We start from the raw sequence: 16,920 nt of genomic DNA, 5'->3' as shown, positions 1-16,920 counted from the left end.
GAATTAACAAGGAAATAACAATGCCCCTATTTGAATATAAATGTTTATCCTGCGGTAAGATAGAAGAAGTTCTCGTCAAGTCCGGCACCGGCACACCCCCTGCCTGTCCCACTTGCAGCAAACCCATGCAAAAGCAGTTCTCCAGCTTCTCGGCCGTAGTCAAAGAACCGCCTCGCCCTGCCGGCGGGTGCCAAAGCTGCCCCAACACCGGCTGCCCAAAATTCGGCGGACAATAAAATCTCCGTTACTATGCGACGGGTTGAGTCGTCAAACTATCAAGACCAAGTTGGTCTCAAGACAAACTTTATTATTTTTAAGGAGTTAACGATGAAACGCATGGCTTTGAAAGCGACAGTCATCCTGGCCGCAATTGCGATGGTTGCCGGCGCGGCCGAAAAAGTCTATAAATGGGAAGTTCACGACATGTCCCGTCCAGTACCCCCCGTAATTACCCCCGGCACGGACCCCACCATGCCCCCCTCTGATGCCATCGTCCTGTTTGACGGCAAAGACCTGTCAGCCTGGCAAAGCTCCAGCGATGGAGGCCCTGCCAGGTGGAAAGTCGAGAATGGCTATATGGAAGTGACCAACAAAGGCGGCGAAATCCGCACCAAACAAACCTTCGGCTCCTGCCAGCTTCACGTCGAATTCTGCACCCCCGCCGAGGTCAAAGGTGACAGCCAGGGCCGTGGCAACAGCGGTATCTTCCTGATGGGCAAGTACGAGTTGCAAGTCCTGGACTCTTATAATAATCCCACGTATGCCGACGGCCAGTGCGGCGCCATTTATGGCCAGAAACCTCCGCTGGTCAATGTCTGCCGCCAGCCGGGCCAATGGCAGACCTATGATGTCATTTTCCATGCTCCGGTGTTCAAAGGCGATGTCGTCGAAAAACCCGCCACCATCACGGTCCTGCAGAACGGCGTCCTGATTCAGGATCATTGGCAAATCGAAGGAACAACCTTCCATAAAATTCGCGCCAGATACGAACCTCATGGTCCCACCGGCCCCCTGTGCCTGCAGGACCACGGCAATCCGCTGCGGTTCCGCAACATCTGGATTCGCGAACTCAAAGACAATACCGAAGAATAAAGACTCCCTTACACCACGAATACCCAGAAGCCTCCTCAGACCCGAGGGGGCTTTTTTTATGTCTCCAAATTGGACTTGCATTATAAGCGGAGTTGGTCTATCCTGATACTGAATATTGATGGATTATAGGAACATGATTGGAAGACCTTTATGCGTTTTGATGAACTCGGACTAAAGCCCGATATTTTGAAATCCCTGTCCGAAATGGGCTGGACAGATATGACCCCGATTCAGGAACAGACCTTCAAGCTTGTGATGAGCCAGCGTGATATGATTGCCACCGCCGAAACCGGATCCGGCAAAACCGCCGCCTGTGCAATTCCGCTGATTCAGCGGGTGGACCCGAATAAAAAAGAGGTCCAGGCCCTGATTCTGGTACCGACCCGTGAGCTGGCATTGCAGTATGTCGCCGAGATTGCCGCCATTGCCAAACATACCCAGGTGGCGCCATTTGCCGTCTATGGCGGCTTTTCGATGGAAACCCAGACCAGCAAACTCACTCACGGCGTCCAGATTCTGGTCGCCACCCCCGGCCGATTGATTGACCTGCTGTATAACACCCCTTTGCGTCTGTCGGAAGTGGAAACGGTGGTCCTGGATGAGGCCGACGAGATGCTCAAGCTGGGTTTTCTGGCCGATGTGGAGTTTGTCTTTTCATGCCTGGTACATGAGCATCAGACCTTGCTGTTTTCAGCAACAATGCCCAAGGAAATCAAGGCCCTGGCCCAGCGCTATCTCAAGGATCCTGCGGTTGTGGAACTCAACCTCGACCAGGTCGCCCCTGACACCCTGGAACACTATTTTATGTTAGTCAAGCCCGGCCATCGGCTGGATGCTTTACTTCAGTACCTGGAACAAGAAGCCCCCAAACAGGCCATTCTGTTCTGTAACAGCCGCAACAGTGCCGATAAACTCTACGACCGTCTGCGATCCAGAATGGAGTCCGTTGAGATCATCCATGGCGGATTGGAACAATCCCGCCGAACCAGTTTGTTCCGACGATTCCGCCAGATGCAGATACGCTTTATGGTCGCCACCGATATCGCCGGACGCGGGCTGGACTTTTCCCATGTAACGCATGTGATCAACTACGACTTCCCGCGGCAGCTGGAAGCCTACACCCACCGCACCGGACGCACCGCCCGCATGGGCCGGGAAGGCAAGGCTCTGACCTTTATTGTGCAGTCAGAGCTGGGGAAACTGAAACTGCTGTTTCGTAAAAACAAAATTGAACCCCGCTGGATTGGCCAGGAACCCCAACTGCAGCATGGTGGTCGACAGCCCCAGCACGGCGGGCGTGAAGGAGGCAAATCCGCACCGCAACAAGGCAGCAAGGGCCGGTTTCGTCGACGTCACAAAAAACATAATCCCCAAACTCATGAACAGTCTGGTTCCAGCAAGGAAGCAGGCAATAATCATTAGCTTGGCAACCCAATGACTGAACCAGCATGCAAACAATATTATTATGTCGATGAATCCGGCGATTTGACATTATTTGATCGCAAAGGCCGATGTCTTGTTGGAACAGAAGGCGTTTCTGCTTATTTTATGATAGGAACTATCTGTATCCAGAATCCGGAATCAGTTTGTCAGCAATTGGAGTCTCTGCGTAACAACCTGCTGTCTGATCCGTATTTTGCCGGAGTTCCATCCATGCAAAAAAACAGCGGCAAAACAGCTCTTTTTTTTCATGCTAAAAACGATCTTCCCGAGGTCCGCCGCGATGTATTCAAGGCTCTATGCGGGATGGACATAAAAGCTCAGGTTATCATTCGACGAAAAATGGCTTTGGCACAGGAGGCCAAACGATTGTATTCATCGTTTGGAATCAAGCTGACCGATAATCAGGTTTACGATGATTTAATTAAAAGACTTTTCCGCAACCTGCTGCATAAAGCCAGTGACAATATTATTGTTTTTGCGCGAAGGGGCAAATCCGATCGACTTGAAGCCCTGCAAACTGCCATTGAAAAAGCTCGCAGGAATTTTCAGAATAAATACGGGATATCCGTTAATAATAAGGTTCAGATTCAGCCGGCGTATCCGAACGAATTTGCCGGATTGCAGGTCATCGATTACTTTCTGTGGGCTTTGCAGCGGCTGTACGAAAAAGGCGAAGACCGTTTTTTTAACCTTCTGGCCCATCAGTTTCGATTAATCATTGATTTGGACGACAAACAAAACAACGCCTACGGGGAATATTATTCGGAGCGCAACCCTTTAAGCGTACAAAAAATAAAGCCCGGAACAAGCTAGGTTTTCAGGGGCTTGCCCGGAAAACACACGGCATGGAGCCGACGTTCGCTTGTATCGGACTTCGAATAAATAGTATATACTGAGTTGAGCTATTTGTCAAGTAAATGTAAAAAACAGAACTTACGGTCTTTTCTGGATAGACATAGTATGGATAATGTAATTCTAAGTGAGATCAAAAAACATAAAGAAGTCTTGCTGCAACTGGAGACATCTGCCTTAACGGTTCTTCCCGCAGCGGCACAGCTGCTGATTGACTGCCTGGAGCAAGGCGGGTGTATTTATATCTGCGGTAACGGCGGGTCGGCGGCCGACAGCCAGCATATTGCGGCGGAGCTGGTGGGACGTTTCCGTCGGGAACGCCGGGGACTGCCTGCGGTGGCCCTGACAACAGATACATCAATTCTGACATCGGTCGGCAACGATTATGGATTCGAGCAGGTCTTCAGCCGACAGATGGAGGCCATGGCAGCGCCGGGCGATGTGCTGTGGGCGTTTTCGACCAGCGGCACTTCAAAGAATGTCATCGCCGCCGTCACGACCGCCAGGGCAAAAGGGGCCAAAATCCTGGCCTTTACCGGCAAGAGCAATACACCGCTGGAACAGATGTCGGATGTGTGTGTGGCACTCAACGGCCCGACGTCCACGGTGCAGGAAATCCACCAACTGGCTTATCATATCCTGTGCGATCTGGTCGAAGAACACTTTGCGGAAAAGTAGGATAATATAAGCCTGATCAAATTGTCCTCGTCTCGGAAAATGGCCGCGTGTACTCATGGGCTCCTGTTACCAGCCGCCAGGATAGAGAATATGCTGGGAGCTGGCGGGCTAAAAGCTCTTTAGCTGCACCACGACGAATGGGATAATGTCAAGTGGGAATCGGGATAGCGATGAAAAGCGTATTAATCTTGTTTATTCTGTCCGGAATATGCGGATATGGGGCGGTATGGACCGTGGCCGGCGACGGCACAGGAGATTTTACCTCGATTCAGGAGGCGATTTTCGCGGCCTGGCACGGGGACCGGGTGGAGATCCGGCCTGGGGTGTACCATGAGAACTTCTGGTTCGCCGGCCGAGGCATCACGGTAGCCGGCACCAACCCGGCTGATCCTAATGTCACGGCGGCAACCGTTATCGAGGGGACAGTAACGTTCAACCTCAGCGAAACAGCGTCTTCGGTTCTGGAAGGCCTGACAGTACGGGGCAGGTCGTACCCGCTGTCAGACGCCCAGTCGGAACAGGGCATGCCGAAGATTCATGGAAATATGGTCGTCTGGGCGGATCAACGCAATCTCGACCAGACCGGCGTGGATATTTACGGATTAAACCTTGCAACTGGCAAAGAGTTTGCCATCTGCACTGCCCCAGGCGTCCAGAACCGCCCGGCGGTCTGGGGCAACGTGGTCGTCTGGCAGGATTATCGCAATGACCCGAATCTGGCGGATATCTATGGATTCAACCTGACGACAATGGAAGAGTTTGCCGTCAGCAACGGCCCATGGGATGAATCCGGGCCGGTGATATGCAATGGGATCGTCGTCTGGCAGGACAACCGGGCAGCAGCTTCGACAGGCTATGACATTTATGGCAAGACTTTGGCCAGCGGGGAAGAATTCATCATCTCCAATGCAGCAAAAGACCAATTGAATCCCGCCATTTCGGGAGTAGTTGTCATCTGGCAGGATTACCGCTCGGGATCCAATTATGATATTTATGGGCGAAATGTTCAGCTGGGTTCCAATTTTCTCGTCTGCAACGCCGCCAATAACCAGATTAACCCGGCCATTTCGGAGCAGTATTATATCTGGCAGGATTATCGCAACGGCAACGCGGATTTGTATGCCAAAAGCCGGTCCGGAGGAGCGGAGTTTGCTGTCAGCACCCTATCCAGCGAACAATCGAATCCCGCAATAGACGGGGCTATTGCGGTATGGGAGGATTACCGTAACGGCAATTACGATATCTATTCCAAAAATCTGTCCACCAGCGTGGAAACAGCGATTTGCACGGATGTCAATATGCAGCAGCGTGCGGCAGTCAGCGGGCAGCGGTGTGTCTGGGTGGATTCGCGATGGGGACCATCGACTGTGGTGTACCTGGACCTGTCACGCAGCGCAACAAATGCGATTGTCTGTTCCGGAGCAAGCCCGACAATTCGGGGCAATCTAATCATCACACTGGACAACGGCATCACAGGGGAATATTCCGCGGCACCGCTGATTTTCTCCAATACGATTGTGTACGGGGCAATCGGCATTTCAGGCTGTGCCGGAACCATTGAAGAAAACCTGATTCAGCTGAATGGCATAGGGCTATCCAATTGCAGCGGGACGATTCAGACCAATCTGCTGGCCTGGAACAATATTGCCCTAAGCGGATGCAGCGGGATAATCTGGGACAATACGATATCGTTTAACACCACAGGCTTAAAAAACTGCAGCGGTCAGATTTTGGGTAATGCCATTATGCATCATGCCGGCTACGGCCTCAATCAATGCAAAGGCCGGATTGAAGATAACCAGATTATGAACAACGGGCTGGCAGGCATATCCGGCGGCGGTGATGCACAGACCGTCGTCAAAGGCAATTTCATCGGACGCAATGCCGCCGGCATCACGGGGCTGACCGCCGAGGCCATCCGCGAAAATGTCATCACCCTGAATACCGGCGATGGGCTGTCCAATTGTACTACGCAGGTCATCGCCAATAATATCCTGTCACAAAATACCGGTTATGGCATAACCGGCTGTACGGGACCAGTAACCAATAATACGGTGGTTGCCAACGGCAAAACAGGTATTCAATCCACAGCAGCAATAAAAAACAATATCGTCGCGTACAATGCAGGTTATGGAATCCAAGGCGGGCACATTGCCTATAACTGCTTTTGGCACAATACCAGCGGAATGTATTCAGGCTCAGTGCCGGGGACAGGCAATATCGCTGTCGATCCGCTGTTTGCAGATCCAGACAACGGAGATTATCACCTCAAGTCGGCGGTGGGACGGTGGGATCCGAACGCAGAAACCTGGGCGGTGGATACCCAAACCAGCCTGTGCATTGACGGCGGAGACCCGGCAGATACAGCGGGCCTGGAACCCAATCCCAATGGAGGACGCGTCAATATGGGGGCCTTTGGCGGAACCAGCCAGGCAAGCCTGTCGCCCAATGGCAACGGAACGATTACCCCGGTCTGCACAAACCGCCCGACGATGGATTTTGACGGGGATTGCATCGTGGGATTATCCGATTTCGCGGCCTTTGCGGCCCAGTGGCTCTCCTGCGGGCTGGAGCCGGCCCAGGCGTGCGGGTCAGGCAGCTAATGGTCTTTTTCAGCATCCTGTTTTTGTCTTTGGAGCACACCTACAGCAGACACCGGGAATGTACTATGCCAGGCCGCGGGTTGACCTGCAGGGAATTTCAGCATATAATATCTTGTTTTTACTGTCTTATCGTATAAGACCCCGGCCAGCCAGGCATTCAAAGCCAAACGGATCAGGCCGGGTAGAATCATTACCCTGGTATGAGAGGTCGTTTGTGGCAAAACCAAAAAACAAAGACAACGCCGGTAAAAAAGCCGGCATTCGCTGTCATCAATGTACAGGACTGTGCTGCCGGTATTACGCGCTGCCGATTGAGACCCCCGAGGATCCGGACGACTATGATGATATTCGCTGGTACCTCAGCCATACCCAGACACAGGTGTTCGTCGAAGACGGCGACTGGTATCTGAATGTGCTCAATCCGTGTATTTACCTGGGGCCGGATAATCGGTGTTTAAATTATCAAAACCGTCCGAAAATCTGCCGCACGTACAAGACCGATAATTGCGAGCTGACCAGCGGCGATTACGGCTATGAGTTGCATTTTACATCCGACAAACAGATGGAAGAATACATGAAAATCAAGTTTGGCCCAAAGGTTTTCGAGCGATATGATGCCAAAAAAGAAAAAAAGGCCAAACCCAAATCCAAACGAAAGACGAGATGAGACGATGAAAATTCCTGCAGTCAAGGGAACGCGTGATTTTTACCCCAAACAAATGGCGGTTCGCAATTTTATTGTGGATGGATGGAAGGCGGCCTCACGCCGCAGCGGCTTTGAAGAATTTGACGGACCGATATTCGAATATCTCCAGATGTACCAGGTCAAAAGCGGCGATGAAATTGTCGAGCAGTTGTTTCACCTGACCGATCGCGGCGGACGAGAACTGGCAATTCGCCCCGAAATTACACCGACACTGGCCCGGATGGTCAACCAGCAGGTCAACGCCCTGCCGCGTCCGATCAAGTGGTTTTCTGTCCCGCGGCTGTGCCGGGCGGAACGGCCGCAAAAGGGACGCCTCCGGGAATTTTTCCAGTGGAATATCGATATCATCGGCGAGGAATCCACCCTGGCAGATGCTGAGGTGATTTTTTGTGCGGTGGATTATCTGCGGTCAACGGGTCTGACCGAAAAAGATATCGTAGCCAAGATTTCCAGCCGCAAGCTGCTGGCAGCATTGCTCAGAAATCTCGGGATTGCCGAAGACAAACTGGCAGTACTATACCCGATACTGGATAAAAAATCCAAAATTCCGGCCGAGGCGTTCGACGAAATGCTGCGAAAGGAAGTCACCGACACCACCGCAGCGGATACCATTTTAAAGCTGATGGAACTGCACAGTGCCGATGAGATTGCCGGACTGGTGAATCTCAATGACGATGCCAGAGCCGCCCTGTCGGAGTTGCAGGGCTTGTTCGGCATTCTGACAACGATGGGCATCGGGGCGTATTGCCGCTTTGATATGAGTATTGTCCGCGGACTGGCGTACTACACCGGGATGGTCTTTGAAGTACATGATGCGGTTGGCGATCTGCGGGCGGTCTGCGGCGGCGGGCGATACGATAACCTGCTGCGGGACTTTGGCGGCCCGGCGATGACCGCGGTCGGCATGGGCATGGGCGACTGCGTTCTGGAGATATTACTGCGAGAAAAAGGCATTCTTAAGGACGACACCCTGGCGACCAAGAAATTGGATTATTTTATTGCAGTTGCCGAACCGACGCTGGCGGATAAAGCCGTGGAACTGGCCGCCAAAATCCGCCTGGCAGGGTTTAGTTGTGAATTCCCGTACAAAACCAGCGGTCTGGGCAAACAGCTCAAACAGGCCTCAGGCTATAATGTGTCCCGTACGATTATATTAGGACAGGAATTTGTGACTGAAAAGAAGCTTGTCGTCAAGGATATGACATCCGGCCAGCAGGAACAGATTAATGCCGATGATTTTGTGTCCAGCCTGGGACAAAATTGTTAATATAGGCAAAATGATTATTCGCTAAGCCGCTATCGCGCCTTCATCAGGCACTTAATACTTGACAAGCAACAGGAAATATATATAATTACTGCTAATGATAATAATTAGATATTCTGAATAAGATGGTGTTTGTGAATCGGTTTCAAAGACATTTGAATATAGGGTTTCGTTCCTTACTGCTCTTGCGATGAACAGTCGGTCATACTCTAATTACAGTTTAGATAGGCCGGCTCTGACCGGCCTTTTTTATTGATGAAAGGAAATTATGAATATTAAAGACAGAATAACACCCATTATTGGAATGTATTTATTACTCTACAGCTTTTTCTAAGAGGACAATGGTATGTCGATTCGCATGCTCACACACTTAATCAGAAACCTGATTGCCCCGTCGCCGGAGCTCACGACCATCAGGCCCGGCCGTCATAACTTTCCTTATAGTCAGTTCTGTCTGCCTCGTGCGGTTGAACATTCGCCGCCATGGTAAGACCTGTCAGCTGATAGACTTAGCTGCTGCAGCGAGCGTATCATTGGCCCATCTTCTAACCCTGAATAACCCAATTCATCATAGATACTGCGCACTGTGCATGGACTCCTATAGAAGCGATACCCTGACAAATGAAAGGAAATGGTATGACACAAAAACAGATATATATCAGCGATTATGATTATAACCGTCTGGATGCCATGATCCAGGCATTCAAGAACGTCTGGACCCGGGATATGGAAAGCATAACCATGCTGCAGAATGAGATCAACCGGGCCAAAGTCATCCCGCAACAATCCATTGGCGATGATGTGGTCACGATGAATTCCAAAGTCCGTCTCAAGGACCTCGATACCGGCACATCCATCGTCTATGAGCTGGTGTTTCCGGAACAAGCGGATTTGGAACACAACAAGATATCGATTTTGGCGCCGGTGGGTGTCGCCCTGCTCGGATATCGCGTCGGTGACCGGATTCAGTGGCCTGTACCGGCAGGCGTCCGGACCCTCGAAATTACTGAAATTCTGTATCAACCCGAAGCTGCAGGCAATTTCGATGCGTAGCTTCACGGTCAGGAGATGGCAATGGTCAAGATCAAACAACAAGGATTATTTGAGCGGATGCGTAAAACGGTTCAACGTGCAACAAAGACGGTGTTTCCGACGCCAGTCCGGGAATACCGGATGCTGTCGGAGTCGGATTATTTTCGGCTGCAGGCGATTTTATCCAAAGGGCTTAAAGAGCTTGGTACCACAGAAGCCCGACATGCCCGGCGGATACGGCAGCTTCTCAAACACGGATTTCTGTTTGCATGCAAGCGGATTCCGTATTCGGTGGTCACGATGAACAGCCAGGTTCAACTTCGCTCGCTGCGGGGAACGCGGTTTGTTGTAACGCTGGTGTACCCGCAGGATGCGGATAGGAAGCAAAGGAAGATATCGGTCCTGTCACCCTTGGGGATGAGTCTGCTTGGACGGGCAGTCGGACAGAGCCTGTCCAGAAACCTGGTTATTGAGAAAATGATTTATCAGCCGGAAATTGCGGGAGATTTCCATTTGTAACCATCAGACCCGGCCGCATAAGCGACTATCCGGCCGGGTTTCTTATTCCGGGCACAGAAACGAAGCCGCTATCCCCGACACTGCAAGTCTTTATTTATCAATTTCTTAGATTGTATTTCAATCGGGTAAAGATACTGCGGATTCGATATTTTTCGCACAGGATTGCTCTTTGATGCAAAACCGGGTACAGTAGTGCAGTTTTAAACGGGAGCAAGGCAGGCAATGAATGAAGGACAGGATTATGAACGGGCTTTTGCGGCGTGGCTGAATGAAAACCAGATGCCCTATCGGGCGGTAGATCAATCCCGTCGGCGTCAGTTTCGACGGCATAAAATCAAAAGCTTTGATTTTGCGGTCAGTACGCCGGGCGGCCTGCTGCTGGCCGATGTCAAGGGACGACTGTTTCGCGGCCAGAGCCTGGTGGGACTCAAAGGACTGCAAACCTGGGTCACCGGCGAGGATATCGAAGGGCTGCTGGAATGGCGTCAGGCGGTGGCCCAGCGGCAGACTTGCCAGGCGGGATTCGTTTTTGCCTATCGGCTGACACAGGTGGATGTGGAGTCGGACGGCCTTTCGGTGTTTGAGTTCGAAGGTCAGCGGTACGTTTTTGTGCTGATTGAACTGGATAGATATCGGAACAATATGAAGCGGCGAAGTCTCCGCTGGAATACGGTCTATCTGCCGGCCCGGCAGTTTCGAAGTGCAGCTGTGCCGCTGACCAACTGGATGGACAGGCACAGCGATGTCGTTGTTAATGAAATAAATACCCAACGGGTATGATTATTCCGCGACGGCCACGGGCCGTTTTATGCCCCGTGTACTCACGGGGTAACGTTGCCCTACGCAGCCGCGGTGATAAAGAGAGTGCTGGAAGCTGGCGGCTGATAGCTCTTTAGCCGCGACGAAACGGGATATTTCAAGTAGGAACAGTAGATATTTAATCGATGAAAGTGAATGGTTAATAAAATAATAGAATCAATTGCGGCCAGGGTTTTGGCTGGTCAGGATATTGTGCGGAACGATATTGAAACATTATGCCGGGAAAGCCGCGACAGTATGGATGATTTGCTCTACTGGGCCAATAAAATCCGCACACAGTACTTTGGAAACCGGATTCAGATTTGCTCAATCGTGCCGGGCAGACTGGGCGGATGCGATCAGGATTGTGCCTTTTGTGCCCAGTCCGTGCGATATAATACATATCTGGAAAAAAAGCCCAAAGTGCTCAGCGATGAAGAGATTCTGGCCGGTGCCCGCGAGGCCAAAGCCAAAGGCGTCCCGCATTACGGGATTGTCTATAGCGGCCGGACCATCAGCGAAAAAGAGCTCACCCGGCTGGAAGGATTAATTGCCCGGATTACCGAGGAAGTCGGGATTCATGTCTGCGGCGGCTTCGGGATACTGAACAAACAGCAGCTTCTGCGGTTGGCCAGGGCAGGAATGCGGCGATACAACCATAACCTGGAGACATCCCGCACGCATTACGGTACGATTGTCACAACCCATACCTACGACGACCGCATCCGCACGATTAAGGCATCACAGGAGGCCGGACTGGGCGTCTGTGCTGGGGGACTGTTCGGTATCGGCGAGTCGGAGGCCGACCGGATTGATATGGCCCTGCAAATTCGCCAGCTGAATGCAGATATGGCACCGCTGAATTTCCTGCATCCGATCCCCGGCACCCCCATGGGCGACCAGACACCGCTAAGCCCCCGGGAGATTCTGCGGATTATCGCAATATATCGATTTATTCTGCCCCGGACAAATCTCAAAGTAGCCGGCGGACGGGTGCTGAACCTGCGGGATATGCAAAGCTGGATTTTTTATGCCGGCTGCTCCAGCATCATCAGCGGCAATTACCTGACCACGGCCGGCCGATCTGTCGAGGAAGATATGCGGATGCTGACCGATCTGGGCCTGGAGGCGGTATAAGACATAACCCAAACCGTATATGCCTCTGATCCTACCTGGATGAATAATCAGGGACGTATGTCAGATGAACGCGTTTGCATAGAGTACCAGCCTGACAGGGTCATTGACTTTTCTGCCCCAATTTCTCTTTACTCGCTGTTACTTCTGGGGCACAATCCGTATCTATCAGATAAACGAGTTTAGGAGAACTGGACATGAAACGTATTCAATCAATTGTTCACATCGGTATGGGCCTTCTTATACTGCTTTGCGGGCTATGTTTGTCGGAAACTGAGCCTCAGTCCAGTGCCCCACTGAGCCTATGGTATGACACCCCCGCGGCACAATGGGTACAGGCCCTGCCCATCGGCAACGGCCGGCTTGGCGCCATGGTCTTTGGCGGCATTGAAAAGGAGCGTCTCCAGCTCAATGAAGATTCCCTGTGGGCCGGGCCGCCGGTCCCCCAGCCGCGGGAGGGAGCCTTTGAGGGATTGGCCAAGGCCCGGAAATTGTGTTTTGAGGGGAAGTATGCCGAGGCGGATAATGTGATTCGAAACGAAGTGCTGGTGCCGGAAATCTCCCCCCGCAGCTATCAGCCTCTGGGCGATCTGCAATTAAGCTTTCATTTACCCGAAGGGCCGGTTACGGAATATCGCCGCAGCCTGAATCTGGACACAGCGATTGCCACCACCACCTTCAAGGCGGGACAGACCACCTTTACCCGCGAAGTCTTCAGCAGTCCCGTCGACCAGGTTCTTGTCGTCTGGCTGTCTGCGGATACACCCGGGTCGCAGACTTTCTATATCCAGTTGGATCGCCCCGCCGACTTCGAAACGAAATCCGTCCGCTCCGATACCCTGGTGATGTCCGGCCAGGCCAGCCAGAAAGGCCAGCATCTGGGCACATTTTATCATGCCCGCCTTCAGGCTGTGATTAAGAATGGAACCATCGTCGCCGAAAACAATCGCCTCAAGGTGCAGAAGGCCGACTCTGTCGTGCTCTATCTGGCCGCAGCGACCGACTACAACCGGAAAAACTACACTCAGCCGCTGACCGAGGATCTGGCCGCAAAATGCCACAAACAAATCGCTCAGGCGGTCAGCAAAAAGTATCCCCAGATACGCAAAGACCACATTCAGGAGCACCAGCGGCTGTTCAATCGCGTCAGCCTGGACCTCGGAGGACAGGACAAGCAAACCCTCCCCACCAACCTGCGGCTGGAAGCTGTTAAAAAAGGCCAAGACGATCCGGATCTGGCCGCCCTGTATTTTCAGTTCGGACGCTATCTGCTGCTCTGTTCGTCTCGCCCGGGGGATCTGCCCGCCAATCTGCAGGGCATCTGGAATGATAAAATGGAAGCACCCTGGAATGCGGATTACCACATCAATATCAATATCCAGATGAATTACTGGCCCGCAGAAGTCTGCAACCTGTCCGAATGCCACGAACCCTTCTTTGACTTCATTGAAGCCATGGTGCCTTCCGGCCAGGAAACAGCCAAACGGGTCTATCATGCCCGCGGATTTACCGCCCACCATACCACCGATGTCTGGTTTTGGACCATTCCCACCGGCCAGCCCATCTGGGGAATGTGGCCTTTCGGTGCCGGCTGGAGTACCCAGCATTTTATGGAGCATTATCGCTTCACCGAAGACAAGGCCTTTCTCAGGCAGCGGGTTTATCCGATCCTCAAAGAGGCCTCATTATTCTTTCTGGATTACCTCTGGCCGGATCCCAAAACCGGCCTATGGGTCGCCGGCCCGGCAACCTCTCCGGAAAACCGCTTTGTTGATCCGGCAACCGGAAAAGACGCCAGCGTAGATATGGGGGCTGCAATGAGCCAGCAAATTGTCTGGGATACGTTCACCAATTGCCTCCAGGCAGCGGCGATTCTGGGCATCCAAGACGCCTTTACCGAGGAAGTCAAACACGCACTGGACAAACTGGCCCTGCCGAAAATCGCTTCCGATGGACGACTGATGGAATGGTCGCAGGAATTCAAAGAAGCCGAACCGGGCCATCGTCATATGTCGCATTTGTTCGGCCTGCACCCCGGCAGACAATATACCTTTGAACAGACCCCCGACATCATCAACGCCATTCACAAGAGCATCGATTTCCGTCTGGCCAACGGCGGCGGACATACCGGCTGGAGCCGGGCCTGGATTATCAATTTCTGGGCACGTCTCAAAGAGGGCAACCTGGCTTACGATAACCTCAAGGCCCTGCTGGCCAAGTCCACGCTTCCCAACCTCTTCGACAACCATCCGCCGTTCCAGATTGACGGCAACTTCGGCGGCACTGCCGGTATCGCCGAAATGCTCCTGCAAAGCCATGCCGGACAGATTGATCTGCTGCCTGCCCTGCCGAAGGCCTGGGCCACCGGTTCAGTCAAAGGCCTCTGTGCTCGCGGCGGCTTTGTCGTGGATTTGACCTGGAAAGAGGGCAAGCTGACCGAAGCTGTGATTGAGTCCAAACTCGGCAATCCCTGTACCCTGCGATACGGCAATCAAACCCTGTCCATCGCACCGGCCAGGGGAAAACGATTCGTATGGTCTAACCCGTAAGCAGATCAAACTGCTCGGGACTGAGGCTGTGGCGGAGTTTCTGAAGGGCCTGTAATTCGATTTGCCGAACGCGTTCTTTGGTCAGTCCCAGTTCGTCGCCAATCTGTTTGAGCGTCTTGGGCTTTTTGCGAATCACACCGCTGTCGATAGCGAAATGATTCATAACCACATAGCGTTCACGTTCATCCAGAGTATTGTCGATAACCTGACGCAGGTCCTGACTGGCCTTTTCCAGCACACCGGCATGGGCCAGCAGCTCGGAACGGGCATCATCGCTGAATTCGGACAAGTCCGAGCCGGTGATACGGTCCAGCCGGGCGGATTCTGCGGGGATTTTGCGGGCAAAGTCCTTGGCAATCACCCAACTGGCATAGGTACTGAATCGATACCCGCGGGTATAGTCAAACTTATCCACCGCCCGCATCATCGAAACAGCCCCCTCGCTGAGCAGTTCCGACATCGCCGCACCCGTCGCCAGATGCTTGCCGGCAATGCCGGCCACCAGCGGCATATTCACCTCCACCAGAAAGCGGCGAATCTGTTCTGCCTCATCCAGAAGCTTGTCTATTTTTTTGAGGGTTTGCAGAGAGGCATGATCCGGCCTAATCCCGCCGCGCAGAGTTTCGGCCAGATATTTCAGATAATTATACCGGCAGAAAAGCTGCTGTTCCTGAGGGCGTGCCAGCCCCCCCTTGTGCGGATCGGCCGCTAATGCAAGGGGCGGCCCCAGAATCGTCTGTTCCGCCTGGGCAGATTCAAATTCAAGACTGGGAATATAACTGATCTTGCGGGACAGCAGGTCATGGGCCCAGCATCGGGTGATCCCCCGATAAATGGCCACCCGCGTCCGTTGAAACCGGGCCGCCAATTCGCTGATTTTCTGACCCTGCCGATACAATTTATAAACCTGAGCCATCTCCTTGCGGTCGAATCGGCCGCGAGAGGCGATCGGAAGCGGTTGGTGGGGATGACGTTTTTCGTACCCGGCAAGAACATAACGAATGGTTTCTCGGGCACGCCCTGTCTGATAAACAAGCTGGGCGATCAGCTGGTTTCGCGTCTTGTCGGGATGCTGTTCAGCCAGGACACGAAAGGCCTCAACAATCCCTTTTTTCTCGGCCGATGACAGCTGCCGAAAGTGCTGGGCCTGCTGGATCAATGCCCCATGAGTCGCCTTAAACTGCTCCACCATCGAGGCCGAAAAACCCAGACGTTTCTTACCATCAGCAAAAACATACATCCGCCCCACCAGACCACGCCGCCGCCACCGGCGGATTGTTTTGGTCGAAACCGAGCACGCTGCGGCAAGCTGCTCAATGGTGTAAATACCCTCCGCCTGAGGCGGGGCCGGGATAGCAATCGAAGCCGTCTTCATCGTCAGCCACACACGCAGATCAGCAAGAATCTGCCTGCCCGGAATAGTCTGACCCAGATCATCGCTGCGAGGACGGACACCCGACAGACGAAAGACGACAAAATCATACGGGTATTCCCTGTCCGGGTCAATGACCATCAGCAAGGACTCTGCGGCATCGAGCACCTTCTGTTCCTGCTCTTTGGACACAAAGCGAAGCTGTTCAAAGAATTCCCGTAAAAGCGGATTGGATAACTGAATTTTCATCACTCTTTCATTATCGGCAAAACCGGCGGTAATTTCAATCCTCCACCTCAAAAAAAGGTCTTTCTTCTCCGGAATGCACGCCCCCAACAGCGTTTCACCCTGCACCGGATATTTTTGTTTAAAACGAACTGGCTTTTTCAGCAAGAATAGTTTTTTTAGGCACAAAACAATATATAGTATGTTTTTCTATTTCCCCCATTTCCCCGTTTAATTTCTCGCTAACGTAAATATAGGGCAATAAAAATAGAATTTATAGCAATAAATCCCCCAATATCTTTTCAGAGACACCTTAATGAATTACCACACAATCACTTATGAAAATACCAGAAATTCGACACAGAATTAAAGTTTCTTTCCTCCAAAGGTCGATACCAGTACTGTGAACGCTGTTGCGGGAATAAGTGAGTCAAAACCAGTACTACAATATATAGTGGGTCCTAATTTTTAGCTGCTCCGATAAAATGGCCCACAATAAAAAGAACTTATCAAAGCTCAATAAAAACGCCGAAATTGGTATAGCAAGACCTCTTATGGAATAGAGAGGATACATCCACCAGAAGCAATCGCCGGTTGTTCTGGCATTGCCGGATTCGGAACAAGGAAGGATGCCTGTTCTGGGATCCGAAACA

The 16,920-nt window shown here is 52.2% G+C and carries 14 protein-coding genes; 13 read left to right on the top strand and 1 reads right to left on the bottom strand.

The window, feature by feature from the left end; all coding sequences use genetic code 11:
* Positions 1–20: 20 nt before the first annotated feature.
* The 13 genes from ACQ9LF_RS12320 (at position 21) to ACQ9LF_RS12260 (ending at position 14,670) form a co-directional block, all read left to right on the top strand.
* Entirely contained in the window at positions 21–236 is a 216-nt protein-coding gene (locus ACQ9LF_RS12320) for a zinc ribbon domain-containing protein (protein ID WP_462489713.1), read from the top strand.
* A 91-nt stretch (positions 237–327) separates the two neighbouring features.
* Entirely contained in the window at positions 328–1,092 is a 765-nt protein-coding gene (locus ACQ9LF_RS12315) for a 3-keto-disaccharide hydrolase (protein WP_462489712.1), read from the top strand.
* 150 nt (positions 1,093–1,242) lie between these two features.
* Positions 1,243–2,514 carry a DEAD/DEAH box helicase gene (locus ACQ9LF_RS12310; protein ID WP_462489711.1) on the top strand — a complete coding sequence of 424 codons (1,272 nt, stop codon included), beginning with the start codon at positions 1,243–1,245 and terminating at the stop codon, positions 2,512–2,514.
* 12 nt (positions 2,515–2,526) lie between these two features.
* Positions 2,527–3,348 carry a DUF3800 domain-containing protein gene (locus ACQ9LF_RS12305; protein WP_462489710.1) on the top strand — a complete coding sequence of 274 codons (822 nt, stop codon included), beginning with the start codon at positions 2,527–2,529 and terminating at the stop codon, positions 3,346–3,348.
* Positions 3,349–3,495: 147 nt separating this feature from the next.
* Positions 3,496–4,065, top strand: coding sequence for a D-sedoheptulose-7-phosphate isomerase (locus tag ACQ9LF_RS12300; protein WP_462489709.1), 570 nt, complete (start codon positions 3,496–3,498; stop codon positions 4,063–4,065).
* A 170-nt stretch (positions 4,066–4,235) separates the two neighbouring features.
* Positions 4,236–6,668, top strand: coding sequence for a hypothetical protein (locus tag ACQ9LF_RS12295; RefSeq protein WP_462489708.1), 2,433 nt, complete (start codon positions 4,236–4,238; stop codon positions 6,666–6,668).
* Positions 6,669–6,882: 214 nt separating this feature from the next.
* Entirely contained in the window at positions 6,883–7,335 is a 453-nt protein-coding gene (locus ACQ9LF_RS12290) for a YkgJ family cysteine cluster protein (RefSeq protein WP_462489707.1), read from the top strand.
* 4 nt (positions 7,336–7,339) lie between these two features.
* Entirely contained in the window at positions 7,340–8,641 is a 1,302-nt protein-coding gene (gene hisS / locus ACQ9LF_RS12285; protein WP_462489706.1) for a histidine--tRNA ligase, read from the top strand.
* Positions 8,642–9,274: 633 nt separating this feature from the next.
* Positions 9,275–9,691 (top strand): nucleoside diphosphate kinase regulator, encoded by a 417-nt coding sequence (gene rnk / locus ACQ9LF_RS12280; RefSeq protein WP_462489705.1) that lies wholly within the window; start codon positions 9,275–9,277, stop codon positions 9,689–9,691.
* Between the two features lie 21 nt (positions 9,692–9,712).
* Positions 9,713–10,189, top strand: coding sequence for a GreA/GreB family elongation factor (locus tag ACQ9LF_RS12275; protein WP_462489704.1), 477 nt, complete (start codon positions 9,713–9,715; stop codon positions 10,187–10,189).
* A 222-nt stretch (positions 10,190–10,411) separates the two neighbouring features.
* A complete protein-coding gene (locus tag ACQ9LF_RS12270; RefSeq protein WP_462489703.1) occupies positions 10,412–10,969 on the top strand; it encodes an HYExAFE family protein in 558 nt (185 codons plus the stop codon).
* Positions 10,970–11,143: 174 nt separating this feature from the next.
* Positions 11,144–12,124, top strand: coding sequence for a biotin synthase BioB (gene bioB / locus ACQ9LF_RS12265; RefSeq protein WP_462489702.1), 981 nt, complete (start codon positions 11,144–11,146; stop codon positions 12,122–12,124).
* A gap of 194 nt (positions 12,125–12,318) precedes the next feature.
* Entirely contained in the window at positions 12,319–14,670 is a 2,352-nt protein-coding gene (locus ACQ9LF_RS12260) for a glycoside hydrolase family 95 protein (protein ID WP_462489701.1), read from the top strand.
* Here ACQ9LF_RS12260 and ACQ9LF_RS12255 read toward each other — a convergent pair.
* Entirely contained in the window at positions 14,660–16,291 is a 1,632-nt protein-coding gene (locus tag ACQ9LF_RS12255) for a sigma-70 family RNA polymerase sigma factor (protein WP_462489700.1), read from the bottom strand. The genes ACQ9LF_RS12260 and ACQ9LF_RS12255 overlap by 11 nt on opposite strands.
* Between the last annotated feature and the right edge of the window lie 629 nt (positions 16,292–16,920).

Origin of the sequence: Anaeroglomus insulsum, assembly GCF_050689095.1 — a bacterium.
Taxonomy (GTDB): Bacteria; Planctomycetota; Phycisphaerae; order Sedimentisphaerales; family Anaerohalosphaeraceae; genus Anaeroglomus; species Anaeroglomus insulsum.
The sequence above is the reverse complement of the archived record's forward strand: the minus strand, read 5'-3'. Positions and strand labels throughout refer to the sequence as shown.

Coding starts and splice junctions, on each gene's coding strand:
- ACQ9LF_RS12320 (WP_462489713.1), top strand. CDS start 21: ATGCCCCTATTTGAATATAAATGTTTATCCTGCGGTAAGATAGAAGAA.
- ACQ9LF_RS12315 (WP_462489712.1), top strand. CDS start 328: ATGAAACGCATGGCTTTGAAAGCGACAGTCATCCTGGCCGCAATTGCG.
- ACQ9LF_RS12310 (WP_462489711.1), top strand. CDS start 1,243: ATGCGTTTTGATGAACTCGGACTAAAGCCCGATATTTTGAAATCCCTG.
- ACQ9LF_RS12305 (WP_462489710.1), top strand. CDS start 2,527: ATGACTGAACCAGCATGCAAACAATATTATTATGTCGATGAATCCGGC.
- ACQ9LF_RS12300 (WP_462489709.1), top strand. CDS start 3,496: ATGGATAATGTAATTCTAAGTGAGATCAAAAAACATAAAGAAGTCTTG.
- ACQ9LF_RS12295 (WP_462489708.1), top strand. CDS start 4,236: ATGAAAAGCGTATTAATCTTGTTTATTCTGTCCGGAATATGCGGATAT.
- hisS (WP_462489706.1), top strand. CDS start 7,340: ATGAAAATTCCTGCAGTCAAGGGAACGCGTGATTTTTACCCCAAACAA.
- rnk (WP_462489705.1), top strand. CDS start 9,275: ATGACACAAAAACAGATATATATCAGCGATTATGATTATAACCGTCTG.
- ACQ9LF_RS12275 (WP_462489704.1), top strand. CDS start 9,713: ATGGTCAAGATCAAACAACAAGGATTATTTGAGCGGATGCGTAAAACG.
- ACQ9LF_RS12270 (WP_462489703.1), top strand. CDS start 10,412: ATGAATGAAGGACAGGATTATGAACGGGCTTTTGCGGCGTGGCTGAAT.
- bioB (WP_462489702.1), top strand. CDS start 11,144: ATGGTTAATAAAATAATAGAATCAATTGCGGCCAGGGTTTTGGCTGGT.
- ACQ9LF_RS12260 (WP_462489701.1), top strand. CDS start 12,319: ATGAAACGTATTCAATCAATTGTTCACATCGGTATGGGCCTTCTTATA.
- ACQ9LF_RS12255 (WP_462489700.1), bottom strand. CDS start 16,291: ATGAAAATTCAGTTATCCAATCCGCTTTTACGGGAATTCTTTGAACAG.